Source organism: Streptomyces sp. NPDC028419 (assembly GCF_055565515.1).
Genome location: NZ_JBVHUE010000025.1, coordinates 7,380 through 20,383, shown reverse-complemented (window position 1 = coordinate 20,383; position 13,004 = coordinate 7,380). Strand labels below are relative to the sequence as shown.

The window sequence follows — 13,004 nt, the reverse complement described above, 5'->3', positions numbered from 1 at the left end:
CGTCGCCTGTGCGGGATGTTCCGCCCCCAGTGTGAGGGCAGCGCATCCAAACGGCCAGAGTCGCAGGTCCCGGCGGTCGGCGCCCCCGCCGTCAGTGCTTCGCGGGCAGGAAACCGAGCCGGTCGTACGCGCTCGCCAGCGTCTCGGAAGCGACCGCGCGGGCCTTTTCCGCACCCTTGGCGAGGACGTCGTCCAGGGTCGCCGGGTCGTCCAGGTACTCCTGCGTGCGCCGCTTGAACGGAGTGACGAAGTCCACCATGACCTCGGCCAGGTCGGTCTTCAGCGCGCCGTAGCCCTTGCCCTCGTACTTCTCCTCCAGGACGGGGATCGCCGTACCCGTGAGGGTGGAGTAGATCGTGAGCAGGTTGCTGACGCCGGGCTTCTTCTCGGCGTCGAAGCGGATCTCGGCCTCGGTGTCGGTGACCGCGCTCTTGATCTTCTTCTCGGTGGCCTTGGGCTCGTCGAGGAGGTTGATCAGGCCCTTGGGGGTGGACGCGGACTTCGACATCTTGATCGCCGGGTCCTGGAGGTCGTAGATCTTCGCGACCTCCTTGACGATGTGGGCGGCCGGGACGGTGAAGGTCTGGCCGAAGCGCTGGTTGAAGCGCTCGGCGAGGTCGCGGGTCAGCTCGATGTGCTGGCGCTGGTCCTCGCCGACCGGGACGGAGTTCGCCTGGTACAGGAGGATGTCGGCGACCTGCAGGATCGGGTACGTGAACAGGCCGACGGTGGCGTTGTTCGCGCCCGACTTGGCGGACTTGTCCTTGAACTGGGTCATCCGGCTGGCCTCGCCGAAGCCGGTGATGCAGTTCATGACCCAGCCGAGCTGCGCGTGCTCGGGCACGTGGCTCTGGACGAAGAGGGTGCAGCGCTCGGGGTCGAGACCGGCGGCGAGCAGCTGGGCGGCGGAGAGCCGCGTATTGGCGCGGAGTTCCTTCGGATCCTGCGGCATGGTGATCGCGTGCAGGTCGACGACCATGTAGAAGGCGTCGTGGGATTCCTGCAGGGCGACGTACTGCCGAATCGCTCCGAGGTAGTTCCCGAGGTGGAACGAACCGGAGGTGGGCTGGATACCGGAGAGCGCGCGGGGACGATCAGAGGCCATGGGCCCATTCTCTCAGGTGCGGGGGCGGTCTTCGGCCCCCGCTGGCCGGAATCGGTTGGCTGTGACGCCGCGGCGGGGTGGGGGGCGGTGTGGGGGCGGGCGTGACCCCGCGTACTCGCCCGTACCCGGTCGGCTTGATCTTGCACGAATCAAGCGACCGCTTTCCACCCCCACCCCCACCCCTCCGGGGGCCCCTCAAACGCCGGCGAGGCTGAACGGCCCGAGGCCAACCCCTGCACAGGGCCACCTATCCAGCCCCGCCGGCGTTTGAGGCGCCCCCGGAGGGCACGACGAGCCGCGGACGGCGTGCGCCGAAGCGCCATAGCCGACCGCCCCTCCGGGGGCGCCTCAAACGCCGGCGAGGCTGGATGGGGCTGGGGCCAGCCCCTGTGCAGGGCCACCAAACCAGCCCCGCCGGCGTTTGAGGCGCCCCCGGAGGGCGCGACGAGCCGCGGACGGCGTGGGCCGGAGCGCCGTAGCCGGCCGGCCCTCCGGGGGCGCCTCAAACGCCGGCGGGGCTGGTGGGGGCAGGGCTCCTAGGCGACCGGCAGGCCCGGGGCCGGGAAGGTGGTCATGAGGGAGGTCACTTCGGTGCGGAGGGTGGCCAGGGCCGGCTCGTCGGCGGCGGCGGCCGCCGCGACGCCCCGGGCGATCCAGTCGGCGACGAGCGGCATGTGCTCCGGCCGCAGCCCCCGCGAGGTCAGCGACGGCGTCCCGATCCGCACCCCCGAGGGATCGAACGGCTTGCGCGGGTCGAACGGCACCGTGTTGTAGTTCACGACGATCCCCGCCCGGTCCAGCGCCTTCGCCGCCACCTTCCCCGACACCCCCCGCGAGGTCAGGTCCATCAGGATCAGGTGGTTGTCGGTGCCGCCCGACACCAGGTCGAAGCCCCGCTCCAGCAGCGCCGCCGCCAGCGCCTTCGCATTGGCGACCACCCCGTGCGCGTACGACACGAAGGCCGGCTGCGCGGCCTCGTGCAGGGCCACCGCGATGCCCGCGGTCGTCTGGTTGTGCGGCCCGCCCTGGAGCCCGGGGAAGACCGCCTTGTCGATGGCCTTCGCGTGCTCCTCGCGGCACATCAGCATCGCCCCGCGCGGCCCCCGCAGGGTCTTGTGCGTGGTGGTGGAGACGACGTCGACGTGCTCGACGGGGCTGGGGTGCGCGCCGCCCGCGATCAGGCCCGCGATGTGCGCGACGTCGGCGACCAGCACCGACCCGGCCTCCTTCGCGATCTCGGCGAAGGCCGCGAAGTCGATGGTCCGCGGCAGCGCGGTGCCACCGCAGAAGATGATCTTCGGCCGCTCCTTGAGGGCCAGGTCCCGGACCTCGTCGAAGTCGATCAGCCCCGTGTCGGCGCGGACGCCGTAGCGCACGCCCCGGAACCACGACCCGGTCGCGGAGACGCCCCAGCCGTGCGTCAGGTGCCCGCCCATCGGCAGGGCCATCCCCATCACGGTGTCTCCCGGCTCGGCGAAGGCCAGGTAGACGGCCAGGTTGGCCGGGGAGCCGGAGTAGGGCTGGACGTTGGCGTGGTCCACGCCGAAGAGCCCCTTGGCCCGCTCTATCGCGAGGGCCTCGACGCGGTCGATGTTCTGCTGGCCCTCGTAGTACCGGCGGCCCGGGTAGCCCTCGCTGTACTTGTTCTGCAGCACGGTGCCGGACGCTTCGAGGACGGCGGCGGACACGTAGTTCTCACTGGGGATCAGGCGCAGGGTGTCGGCCTGCAGCTGTTCTTCCGCCGCGACGAACGACGCGAGTTCGGGGTCGGTCGCGAAAAGGGCGGGGTGGCGGCTCGCGGACATGGCGGCTCCTCCGGGGTCGATGTCAGATCTCGTCCCCGCGAGGCCCAGGCGAGCGGCCCTTGATGCGGTCGTGCGCGCACGACTCCCCCGGAGTTGGTTCTCCGTACGCCAGTCGCCGTGCGTGCCGCCCAGCTTAGCCGCCGCGCCACGTTCGAGGTTTCCCCGTCCGCATCGCGAGCGAGATAGACAATGACGCCACCCTCGTCACTGCCCCGCACGGACGAAACGGAGACCCCGTGTCGACTCAGACCGACGCCCAGAGCAATGCCGCCACTGTGGCCGCGATCAGCGCCGCCGACGCGCACAGCGCGCACAACTACCATCCGCTCCCCGTCGTCGTCGCCTCGGCGGAGGGCGCGTGGATGACCGACGTGGAGGGCAAGCGCTACCTCGACATGCTCGCGGGCTACTCGGCCCTCAACTTCGGCCACGGCAACCGGAGGCTGATCGACGCGGCGAAGGCGCAGCTGGAGCGGGTCACGCTCACCTCGCGCGCCTTCTTCCACGACCGCTTCGCCGACTTCTGCGGCGAACTGGCCGCGCTGTGCGGCAAGGAGCTGGTGCTGCCGATGAACACGGGCGCGGAGGCGGTGGAGACCGCCGTGAAGACCGCCCGCAAGTGGGGCTACGAGGTCAAGGGCGTCCCCGACGGCCAGGCCAGGATCGTCGTCGCGTCGAACAACTTCCACGGCCGTACGACGACCATCGTGTCCTTCTCCACCGACCCCGAGGCCCGTGACCACTACGGGCCCTACACGCCGGGGTTCGACATCGTCCCCTACGGCGACCTCGACGCCCTCGCGGCGGCCCTCACCGACACCACCGTCGCCGTGCTGCTGGAGCCGATCCAGGGCGAGGCGGGGGTGCTGGTGCCGCCGCCGGGCTACTTCGCGGCCGTACGGGAGCTCACGCGCGAGCGGAACGTGCTGTTCATGGCCGACGAGATCCAGTCGGGGCTCGGGCGGACCGGGAAGACCTTCGCCCTGGAGCACGAGGGCGTCGTGCCGGACCTCTACATCCTGGGCAAGGCGCTCGGCGGCGGGGTGGTGCCGGTGTCGGCGGTGGTCGGCGACCGGGACGTGCTCGGGGTCTTCCGCCCGGGCGAGCACGGCTCCACCTTCGGCGGGAACCCGCTGGCCTGCGCGGTCGCCCTGGAGGTGATCGCGATGCTGCGCACCGGCGAGTACCAGCAGCGCGCCACCGAGCTGGGCGACCACCTGCACCGGGAGCTGGGGCTGCTGGTGGGCGGCGGCGCGGTGACCGCCGTGCGCGGGCGCGGGCTGTGGGCCGGGGTGGACATCGACCCGGCGCTCGGCACGGGCCGGGAGATCTCCGAGAAGCTGATGGCGCGCGGGGTCCTGGTCAAGGACACCCACGGCTCCACCATCCGCATCGCACCGCCGCTGGTCATCAGCAAGGAGGACCTGGACTGGGGCCTCGACCAGCTGCGCGCCGTCCTGTCCGCGTAGACCTAGAGGATCACGTGGGGCAGGAAGCGGGCGTACTCGTCCGTGACCGGCCCCGCGGATTCGCGGATGCCGAGCCCCGCGGCCTCGTCCTCGACGACCCACGCGCCGAGCACCACCCGGTTGCCGTCGAAGTCGGGCAGCGGGGCGAGGCCCTGGAAGCACACCGGCCCGTCGTCCCCGTCCGGCGCGGCCTGGGGTTCGTACGGGGGCGCGCCGGCGGGGTGCAGGGTGACCCCGGCGCCCTCGCGGCCCAGCAGCGGCTTCACGGCGTACCCCGTGGTGTGCGCGAGCTCGCGCGGGCCGTCGAGGTAGGCGGGGAGCAGGTTCGGGTGGTCCGGGTACAGCTCCCACAGGACCGCCAACAGGGCCTTGTTGGACAGCAGCATCTTCCAGAGCGGTTCGATCCACAGGGTGGAGCCGCTGGCTCCGCCGAGGTCGATGGTGTCCAGCACCTGCGGGCCGAAGTCGTCCTCGGCCAGCCACTCCCACGGGTAGAGCTTGAAGCAGCTGCGGATGAAGCGGAGCTTCTCGTCGACGAAGCGGCCCGAGAGCCGGTCCCAGCCGATCTGCTCGACCGGCAGCGCCTCGGTCGCGAGCCCGGCCTGCTCGGCGGTCTCCCGGAGGTAGGCGACGGTCATCAGGTCCTCGCCGAGCTCGTCCGCCTCGGAGTGCGCGAAGTGCACGGGCCCGGGCGGCAGCAGCGGGGCCTGGCGGCGCCAGGCCTCGACGAGCCGCTCGTGCAGCGAGTTCCACTGGTCGGCGCCGGGGAAGCGCTCCTCCATCCAGAACCACTGCGGACCGGCCGCCTCCACGAGGGAGGTCGGGGTGTCCGCGTTGTACTCCAGCATCTTGGCCGGGCCGCCCGCGCCGTCGTAGCGCAGGTCGAAACGGCCGTAGAGGAAGGGCTGTTCGGCGCGCCGCCGCCAGGACTCGCCGATCAGCGCGGCCAGCCGCGGGTCGGTGATGCCGAGGTCGGCGAACCGGTCGTGCTCCACGATGTGCGCGGCCGCGGCCAGGCACATGGCGTGCAGCTCCTCGACGACGTCTTCGAGGGCTTCGACCTCGGGGAGCGTGAAGGAGTAGTACGCGCTCTCGTCCCAGTAGGGGCGCAGGGAGTCGTCGGGGTAGCGGGTGAGCGGGTAGACCAGCCCCTGCTCCTCGACGGTCCGCTGCCAGTCGGGGCGGGGCTCGATGGTGTGGCGGCGCACGCTCAGCCGCCGCTGCTCTTGGAGCCGCTCTTGGAGCCGCCGCCGATGCCGCCGCGGCTGACCGCCGACTTGTCGAAGCTGCCGCCGGTGACCTTGCCGCTGCTGCTGGTGGTGCCGCCGTAGTAGTAGGTGCCGCGGCCGCCGCTTCGGCACTCCTTGCCGTCCAGCTTGTCCAGCGAGGTCTTCGACACGCACCGCTTGTCGGGCTCGTCGCTGGAACCGCAGGCGACGAGGGAGGCGGCGAGCAGTCCCACGCCGCCGAGGGCGACCGCGCCGGAGCGCATCCGCCGTCGCGTCGTACCGCTGCTGTTGTCCATGGACGGGCTCCCCCTGCCGGCAGTGTTGGCCGCCACCCTAATGCGGCGCGCCCACCGATGGAATCCGGCCATCCTCGGTCGGGATCCGTCGGGCCGGTCCGTTGACCCAGCTCCAGCCGCGCAGGCCCGGGTCGGCGAGGGCGCGCCCGAAGAGGGCGTGCGCGCCCTCGTCGGTGGTCCCGGGCGGCGGGGTCAGCACCAGGGACACCGTCCCGTCGGGGTACCGGGGCGCGTAGCCCCAGTCCGGCGGGAGTAACGAGATCAGCCGCACGGCCGCCAGCTCGGGCGCCGCGCCCTCGGGGCCGCGGCCGTCGGGGGCGACGACGAGGTGGTAGGTGGTGCTGGTCATCTCGGTCTCCTTGCAGGTCAACGCGGGGCCGGGGCGAGGAACGGCAGGCCGAGGTCAGCATTGCCCAGCACGCTCTCCACCGCGAGGAGGACACCGGCCGTTCCGGTCGCCACGTCGGCGGACAGCCGCAGGGTGTGGTCGCCGAAGAAGGCCAGGTGGCCGTCGCAGCGCACGGCGTGCCAGCCGAGGGCGTCCAGGTGGCGCAGTACGGCCCGGTCGGCGGCCGGGGACGCGTCGCGCGGGTGGCGCAGCGCCAGCAGGGCCCCGGCGCGGCCGTGGAAGAGGCCGGCGTTCAGCATGAAGGACGGGCCGGCCTGCTCGCGCAGCGCGTCCCGCGCCCGGAGGAACTCCGGGTCGGGCAGGTGGCGCGCCGCCTCGTGGAGCACCATGCCCAGTCCGGCGCCGCCGAAGGCCAGGAACGGCACCTTCCAGGCGGCGTCCTCGGATCCGGCGGGGTCGCTGTCCTCGGACCAGCCCACCTCGGCGAGGTCGTGCCGCACCAACTCCCCCGCTACATGGCGGTACTTGGGGTCGCCCGTGGCCTCGTACAGGCGGAGCAGGAAGAGCGCCCCGCCCGCCGCGCCGTGCAGCAGGCCGGGCCGGCGGCGGCCCGCACCGCCGCCCGGCGCCTGGTCGGCGATCAGCGCGGCGGTCCGCGCGGCCCCCTCGGCGTCCCCGAAGTGCAGCTGGGTCAGGCCGATCCCGGCGAGCCCGCCGAAGAGGCCGTGGTCGAGGTCGTCCAGCGGGGTCGCGCGCACGCGCTCCATGACGGCGGCGGCCGCGTCGGCCCGGCCGAGCCGGTCCAGGGCGTACGCGACGCCGCTCAGCCCGTCGTAGAAGCCGGGCCGCATGTCGGTGGCGCGGTCGACGGCGTCGGTCAGCCAGGCCACGTGTTCCTCGGCGGGCGTGCGGCCCAGCTCGGCGAGCGTCCACAGCACCCCGGCCGCGCCGTAGGCGAAGGTGGCGCCGCCGCCGGGCACGGAGAACTGCTCGACGTCACCGGGGAAGAGCCGGTCCGCGCGCTGCGGGGTGGCGCTGGCCAGCAGGTCGCCGGTGAGGGTGTCCCGCAGTACGGGCCAGCTCGCCGGGGTCGGCGCCGTCCACAGGGGCTCCGGGTCGGCCTCGGCCGGCTGGCCGGGGTGCGGGTCCGGGCCGAGGTCCGCCCGGATCCGGTCGGCGAAGTCGGCGGGCACCGGGAAGTTCTCGGTGACCACGCCGATCAGCTGGTCCACCTTGGCCGCGGACCAGGTGGCCATGACGGTGAGCGGCAGGAAGACGCCGAGCCGGATGCAGCCGAGGGCGTACCGGTCGACGGCCGTGCCCTTGTACCCGGTGGGGGCGCGGAAGCCGGGGGCGCCGATGGCCTGCGCGGACTCGGAGTCGACCGGGGTCGCGGTCTCCAGGTCGATGAAGGCGATGGTGTCGTCGGGCCGGACCAGGATGTTGTTGGGGTGGAGGTCGCCGAAGACGACGCCCTTGGCGTGCATGGCCTCGACGCCCCGCTCGACCTGCTCGACGATCTTCAGCGCCCAGGCCGTGTACGCGGCGTACGCGGCGCCCGCGTCGGCCGAGCGGTCGTCGTTGACGAGCGGGTTACGGCTGAGGAGCTCCCGGGCGAGCGGCTTGCCGTCCACGTACGCCCGGGCCAGGAACCAGTGCTCGTGGCCCTTGCGGTAGTCCATCACCGGGGGGATGCAGTCCAGGCCCGCGAGCTGCTCCAGGGCCCAGTGCTCGTGCTCCAGCCGGGCCACGGCGTCGTGGCCGTCCTCGTCGAGCCCGGCCAGCGGGCGGGCCTCCTTGAGCAGGACGGCGCTGCCGTCACGGGTGTCGGTGGCCTGGTAGACGCCGCCGCCGTTGGAGAAGTGGAGGGCCTTGGTGGCCCGGAAGGGGAAGTCCTGGAGGGTGGCGGCGTTGCGGGCGGCGAGGGCGTCGTGGAGCACGCCCGGCAGCTCCACCCAGGCCGGGGGCCGGAAGGAGGGGCCGCGCACGTCGGGCACCAGGCGGCCTTCGGGGTCCTCGACGCAGTGCACGAGTTCGCCGGTCTCGGAGCGGCCCAGGCGGGCGACGAAGCCGCCGTAGCGCACGTACAGCGGGCCGGAGCGCCAGCGCAGGTCGCTGAGGATGGTGGGGCCCCGCTCGCCGTCGAGGAGGTCCCCGAGGCGGGTGAGGATCCGCTCCAACTGGGGCTCGTCGACGGGGTAGATGGTGAAGAACTTGCCGCTGCTGCCGCGGTCCCCGTACTTGCTGTTGCGCTGCTTGAGGATGCCGGCGCTGCGGATGAACTTGAAGGTGACCCGCTCCGCCACGCAGAAGTCCCAGACCAGGTCGAGGATCCGGTCGGCGTTCTCCAGGGTGGCCGACACGTGGATCTTCCAACCCTGGCCGGGCAGCACGGTGGCGGGCGGGGTCATCAGCAGCCAGTGCGTGTTGTCGGTGCGGGTCCAGCCCTCGGGGAGGGGGCCGGTCACCGCCGGGAACGCGCTGGCGTCCGCGGCGGCGGTGGCCGGTACGTCGTAGAACGGATTGCCGGGCTGGCAGTAGGTCATGTAGCGAAGGTCCATGGTGCGCTCCGTTCGTGACGGGGGCGGGAAGGGGGACGGGGCTGGGCCGGTGCCGGGAGTTACCGGCGCCAGAGCGGGGCGACGTACTTCTCGTACAGCCACTCGCCCAGCGGCAGGCTGCCGAGGTCGACGCGGGCGGCCCCGGTGCGGTCGGCGGGGAGCCGGTCCACCGTCAGCGGGAGCGTGGTGACGGGCAGTTCCAGCGGGGTCGCGGACACCGGCAGGAAGGCCGACAGGGGCGCGGTGGTCTCGGTGCGGGTCAGCGCGGCGACGCGCGCGGTGCCGGTCTGCTCGCGGGTCATCAGTCCGGCCCGGTAGAGACGGACCGTGGCGTCCGGGCGGATCGCGGAGAGGTCGGCGCTGCTCGGCAGGACGAGGGCGACGCGGCCCCGGTCCTGGGCGACGTACCCGGCGGAGACGGTGTGCGGCAGGGTGACGAGGACCAGCGCGGCGCCGGCCGCGCCGGTGAGCAGCAGGCCCGCGGCGACCGTGCGCCACAGCGGCGCCCCGGCGGTGCGGCCCTCGGCGGCGAGGCGGGTGAAGCCCAGGCCGAGGCGGTAGACGAGGTAGCAGACGGCCATCAGGACGGCGCCGGTGCCGACGGCGCCGAGCCGCTGGAGCAGGTCCGACCACAGGGTCAGGGCGCCCGCGACGACGTACAGGGGGAAGGCCATGCAGGCCAGCCCGAAGGCCACCGCCCAGGGCCGGTCGCCGAGTTCGCGGGCGTAGTCGCGGCCCCCGAAGAGGGTCCTGGCGAGGAAGCGGCGGGCGTCGGTCATGGCCCGGTCGCGCAGGTGCGGGACGTCCAGGTGGCTCATGAGCGCGATGTAGCCGTCGAGCTTCACGAAGGGCAGCAGGTTGACGACGCCGCTGGTGTAGGTGGCGACGGCGAAGACGAGGACGGCGTCGCGCAGGTCAGAGGGGCCGAGCAGCAGCGCGGTGAGCGCGGCGGCGCCGGCGATCACGCTCTGGGTGGCGATGCCCGCCAGGGCGACCCGGACGCGCTGCTCCTTGCGGGAGAGCCGCCAGCCGTCGGAGACGTCGCAGAAGAAGGCGGGCGACATGTAGAAGAGCATGAAGCCCATCCGGCTGGGCCGGCCGCCGTAGTACGTGAGGACCGCGCCGTGGCCGACCTCGTGGACGGCGGTGGTGGCGAGCACCCCGATCATCACGCCGAAGTAGGCGGAGAAGGGGAGCGGCCGGCCCAGGGCCGCGTCGACCTCGGGGGTCAGCAGCGCCAGGGCGAGTACGCCGCCCAGCACGAACAGGGTGGCGAGGGTGGCCGAGGCGCGGCCGGCGAGCAGCCGGATGACCGGTGCGAGGCGGGCCAGCAACCGCTCGGGGCGCAGGATCGTGAACTGGAGGGTCATCGGCGGGACGAAGCGGAACCAGCTGCTGCGGCGCTCCACCGGCTTGCCGTCGTCGAGGACCTTGCTCTCGGCGAGCCGGTCCACGGCGAGGCCGACGTGGTGCGCGGTCCACGGCGGGCCGAGGACCTCGGCGAGGCCGGCGTGGTCGAGGGAGCCGTCCATCGCCCGCACCAGGCGCGCCAGGTCGGGCTGGAGCCGGAAGTGCTGGTGTTCGCCGCGCTGGAGGACCCAGGGGGCGCCGGTCTCGACGGGCTCGTGGATCTCCACGTTCGCGGCGACGCGCGGGCGCTCCAGGAGCGCGGGGTCACGGTCCGCGGCGGCGGCCCGCTCGGCCGGTGCCTTCCGGATCAGCGTCTTGGGGGACATGTCTGGATCACGCCTTAGATGACGTCGCGGGAGAGCAGCGACTGGCGGGCGGCCACCGCGGCGGCGGCGAGCCAACCGGCGAGGACCAGGAGCGCGAGCGGTACGGAGAGCAGCTCGGGCTTGCCGTCGAGGTAGACCGAGCTCATCGCGATGGTGGGCAGGTACGCGGCCACCTCCGGGACGATCTGCTGGAGGCCCGGTTCGACGAGGAGGGTCAGCCCGATGACGGTGACGACGGTGGCGAGCTGGTTGCGGATGATCCAGCCGAGGAGCACGCCCCAGGGCGCGGCGATCACGTTCACGGTGACCACGCCGAGGACGATCCGGGTGGTGTGCCCGGTCCAGTCGCCGTCGTAGCCGAAGCGGCCCGGCAGCGTGGAGGCGCACAGCAGGGCGAGGCCCGCGGCGAGGAGGCCGTTCAGGAGGCCGACCGCGGTGGCGACGAGGGCCTTGGCGGACAGCAGCCGCAGCCGTCCGCCGCTGAGCAGCACCGAGCGGGCGATGGCGCCGGAGGTGTACTCGCGGGTGACGAGGATGCCCCCGAACACGGCGGCCATCAGGAAGGTCATCATCCACGCCTGGGCCATGTCGTCGGTGACGGCGGCGGCGGTGCTCTGGCCGAGGGCGATCTTCTGGTCGCCCGACGAGGCGTACCCGAAGCAGGTGAGGAGGGACATGAAGATCCCGGCGGAGAGCAGGATCAGCCAGCTGCGGCCGGTCCATGCCTTCATCCACTCGCCGGCGAGGACGTTACGCATGGGAGAGCCTTTCGGTGCGCGCGCTGGTCCCGGCGTCCCCGTCCACCAGCGTGAAGAAGCGGTCTTCGAGGCGCTCGGCGCCGTCGGAGGTCAGCTCCGCGAGGGTGCCCGCGAAGCGCAGGGTGCGCTGGATGACGATCACGTCGTCCACGGTCTGTTCGACCTCGGCGAGGAGGTGGCTGGAGACCAGGACGGTGCGGCCCTCGGCGGCCAGGGCGCGCAGGGTGTCGCGCAGCCAGCGGATGCCGTCCGGGTCGAGCCCGTTGGCCGGCTCGTCCAGGACGAGCAGTTCGGGGTCGGCCAGCAGGGCGGTGGCCAGGGCCAGGCGCTGGCGCATGCCGGTGGAGTAGCCCTTGGCGGAGCGGTCGGCGCTGTCGGTGAGGCCGACGCGGTCCAACACCTCGTCGACGCGGGCGTTCGAGACGCCGAGGGTGCGGGCCCAGATCCGCAGGTCGCGGCGGCCGCTGGCACCGGGGGTCGGGCCGATGCCGTCCATGCAGACGCCGATGCGCCGGGCGGCGTCGGGGAGTTCGGTGTAGGGCCGGCCGAAGACGGTGGCGGAGCCGGAGGTGGGGCGGACCAGGCCGAGCAGCATGCGCAGGGAGGTGGACTTGCCGGCGCCGTTGCGCCCGAGCAGTCCGGTCACCCGTCCCGGGCGGACCTCGAAGGTCACGTCCCGCACGGCCGTGAACCGGCCGAACTCCTTCGTCAGGCCCGTGGCGCGGACGACACCGGCGGCGCTCATCGCTTGCTCGCGGCGACGTTCGCGCCGAGCTTGGCGGCGCAGCCGATCAGCCCGAGTCCGATGACCGTCATGGCGGCGATGAGCGCGGGCCCGGACAGCTGCGCGTTGACGACGGCCATGGCCAGCGCGAGCAGCGCGGCGGTGGTGCCCAGCTGGCCGTTCGACCCCTTGCGGGGATTCTCCTTCGACATGGTGGCTCCCTCTTCCTTCAGCTCTGTGCGTGTGATGCGTGATCCGGATGCGTGATCCGGGGGCGGGGGGCCCGCGGCGGTGGCTTGCGCCACCGCCACGGGACCGAGTCACCCTGGGGGACCGGAACTCCGGTCCTGCGAACCGTCGGTAGCCGGGGCTACCGGCGCGATCAGGTGGCGAGCGTGGCGCTCGCGACGGCGATGCCGCTGATGACCAGGCCCTGCTTGAAACCGGACCAGAACGACGGGGCCTCCATGGCCTCCAGCTCCTGCATGCCGAGCTCGAGGGTGGTGGCGGCGTCCTGCTTGAGAAGGTCCTGCATGGTGGTGTGCTCCTGTTGTCCGTGTGGGTGGTTCAGTGGGTGGTGCTGGTGTGGAGGGGGTACCGCCGATCGCGGTACGGGCCGCTCAGGTGGCGATCAGCGCCGCGGAGGCGACGTAGCTGCCGTAGGCCGCCGCCGAGGCGACGACGACACCGGCGCCGACACCGATACCGGTCCACCAACCCGGCGCCTCCATGGCCTCCAGCTCCTGCATGCCGAGCTCAAGGGCGGGGAAGGCGTCGATCGCGAGGTTCTCCTGCATGGGAAAGCTCCTGATTCCGTGTGGATCGTTCAGTGGGTCGTGCGAGGGGTGGTGCTGGTGTGGAGGGGGTACCGCCGGACGCGGTACGGGCCGCTCAGGTGGCGATCAGCGCCGCGGAGGCGACGTAGCTGCCGTAGGCCGCCGCCGAGGCGACGACGACACCGGCGCCGACACC

General features: G+C 72.9%; 13 protein-coding genes and 1 riboswitch. Of the genes, 1 reads left to right on the top strand and 12 read right to left on the bottom strand.

Annotated elements, in window-relative coordinates:
* Positions 1-91: 91 nt before the first annotated feature.
* Together trpS and ACZ4UB_RS26660 are read right to left on the bottom strand one after the other, a co-directional pair.
* A complete protein-coding gene (gene trpS, locus ACZ4UB_RS26665; RefSeq protein WP_468073845.1) occupies positions 92-1,105 on the bottom strand; it encodes a tryptophan--tRNA ligase in 1,014 nt (337 codons plus the stop codon).
* A gap of 536 nt (positions 1,106-1,641) precedes the next feature.
* Positions 1,642-2,910, bottom strand: a complete 1,269-nt coding sequence (locus ACZ4UB_RS26660) for a serine hydroxymethyltransferase (protein ID WP_468073843.1) — start codon at positions 2,908-2,910, stop codon at positions 1,642-1,644.
* A gap of 35 nt (positions 2,911-2,945) precedes the next feature.
* Positions 2,946-3,036: riboswitch (ZMP/ZTP riboswitch) on the bottom strand.
* A gap of 110 nt (positions 3,037-3,146) precedes the next feature.
* Between ACZ4UB_RS26660 and rocD the strand changes: the two genes are divergently transcribed.
* Positions 3,147-4,379, top strand: coding sequence for an ornithine--oxo-acid transaminase (rocD, locus tag ACZ4UB_RS26655; protein ID WP_468073841.1), 1,233 nt, complete (start codon positions 3,147-3,149; stop codon positions 4,377-4,379).
* 2 nt (positions 4,380-4,381) lie between these two features.
* On the opposite strand, the gene ACZ4UB_RS26650 is transcribed toward rocD, so the two are convergent.
* The 10 genes from ACZ4UB_RS26650 to ACZ4UB_RS26605 all read right to left on the bottom strand — a co-directional run bounded on the left by ACZ4UB_RS26650 (position 4,382) and on the right by ACZ4UB_RS26605 (position 12,829).
* Positions 4,382-5,587, bottom strand: a complete 1,206-nt coding sequence (locus ACZ4UB_RS26650; RefSeq protein WP_468073839.1) for a glutathionylspermidine synthase family protein — start codon at positions 5,585-5,587, stop codon at positions 4,382-4,384.
* Between the two features lie 2 nt (positions 5,588-5,589).
* Positions 5,590-5,904, bottom strand: a complete 315-nt coding sequence (locus tag ACZ4UB_RS26645; RefSeq protein ID WP_468073837.1) for a hypothetical protein — start codon at positions 5,902-5,904, stop codon at positions 5,590-5,592.
* A 37-nt stretch (positions 5,905-5,941) separates the two neighbouring features.
* Positions 5,942-6,253, bottom strand: coding sequence for a hypothetical protein (locus ACZ4UB_RS26640; RefSeq protein ID WP_468073835.1), 312 nt, complete (start codon positions 6,251-6,253; stop codon positions 5,942-5,944).
* A gap of 17 nt (positions 6,254-6,270) precedes the next feature.
* A complete protein-coding gene (gene lanKC, locus ACZ4UB_RS26635; RefSeq protein WP_468073834.1) occupies positions 6,271-8,814 on the bottom strand; it encodes a class III lanthionine synthetase LanKC in 2,544 nt (847 codons plus the stop codon).
* Positions 8,815-8,873: 59 nt separating this feature from the next.
* Positions 8,874-10,550 carry a daptide biosynthesis intramembrane metalloprotease gene (mpaP, locus tag ACZ4UB_RS26630; protein WP_468073832.1) on the bottom strand — a complete coding sequence of 559 codons (1,677 nt, stop codon included), beginning with the start codon at positions 10,548-10,550 and terminating at the stop codon, positions 8,874-8,876.
* A gap of 14 nt (positions 10,551-10,564) precedes the next feature.
* Complete coding sequence (locus ACZ4UB_RS26625; RefSeq protein ID WP_468073830.1) at positions 10,565-11,308, bottom strand: ABC transporter permease; 744 nt, start codon at positions 11,306-11,308, stop codon at positions 10,565-10,567.
* Positions 11,301-12,053, bottom strand: coding sequence for an ABC transporter ATP-binding protein (locus tag ACZ4UB_RS26620; protein WP_354379880.1), 753 nt, complete (start codon positions 12,051-12,053; stop codon positions 11,301-11,303). Before ACZ4UB_RS26620 ends, ACZ4UB_RS26625 begins: the two co-directional genes overlap by 8 nt.
* The gene (locus ACZ4UB_RS26615; protein ID WP_354379881.1) at positions 12,050-12,244 is read right to left on the bottom strand and encodes a hypothetical protein; all 195 of its coding nucleotides are present in this window, start codon (positions 12,242-12,244) and stop codon (positions 12,050-12,052) included. The genes ACZ4UB_RS26620 and ACZ4UB_RS26615 overlap by 4 nt, the downstream gene beginning before the upstream one ends.
* 170 nt (positions 12,245-12,414) lie before the next feature.
* Positions 12,415-12,567 carry a daptide-type RiPP gene (locus ACZ4UB_RS26610; protein WP_354379882.1) on the bottom strand — a complete coding sequence of 51 codons (153 nt, stop codon included), beginning with the start codon at positions 12,565-12,567 and terminating at the stop codon, positions 12,415-12,417.
* Between the two features lie 85 nt (positions 12,568-12,652).
* Positions 12,653-12,829: a daptide-type RiPP gene (locus tag ACZ4UB_RS26605; RefSeq protein WP_354379883.1), complete on the bottom strand. Its 177-nt coding sequence runs from the start codon at positions 12,827-12,829 to the stop codon at positions 12,653-12,655.
* Between the last annotated feature and the right edge of the window lie 175 nt (positions 12,830-13,004).

Coding starts and splice junctions, on each gene's coding strand:
- trpS (WP_468073845.1), bottom strand. CDS start 1,105: ATGGCCTCTGATCGTCCCCGCGCGCTCTCCGGTATCCAGCCCACCTCC.
- ACZ4UB_RS26660 (WP_468073843.1), bottom strand. CDS start 2,910: ATGTCCGCGAGCCGCCACCCCGCCCTTTTCGCGACCGACCCCGAACTC.
- ACZ4UB_RS26645 (WP_468073837.1), bottom strand. CDS start 5,904: ATGGACAACAGCAGCGGTACGACGCGACGGCGGATGCGCTCCGGCGCG.
- ACZ4UB_RS26640 (WP_468073835.1), bottom strand. CDS start 6,253: ATGACCAGCACCACCTACCACCTCGTCGTCGCCCCCGACGGCCGCGGC.
- lanKC (WP_468073834.1), bottom strand. CDS start 8,814: ATGGACCTTCGCTACATGACCTACTGCCAGCCCGGCAATCCGTTCTAC.
- mpaP (WP_468073832.1), bottom strand. CDS start 10,550: ATGTCCCCCAAGACGCTGATCCGGAAGGCACCGGCCGAGCGGGCCGCC.
- ACZ4UB_RS26625 (WP_468073830.1), bottom strand. CDS start 11,308: ATGCGTAACGTCCTCGCCGGCGAGTGGATGAAGGCATGGACCGGCCGC.
- ACZ4UB_RS26620 (WP_354379880.1), bottom strand. CDS start 12,053: ATGAGCGCCGCCGGTGTCGTCCGCGCCACGGGCCTGACGAAGGAGTTC.
- ACZ4UB_RS26615 (WP_354379881.1), bottom strand. CDS start 12,244: ATGTCGAAGGAGAATCCCCGCAAGGGGTCGAACGGCCAGCTGGGCACC.
- ACZ4UB_RS26610 (WP_354379882.1), bottom strand. CDS start 12,567: ATGCAGGACCTTCTCAAGCAGGACGCCGCCACCACCCTCGAGCTCGGC.
- ACZ4UB_RS26605 (WP_354379883.1), bottom strand. CDS start 12,829: ATGCAGGAGAACCTCGCGATCGACGCCTTCCCCGCCCTTGAGCTCGGC.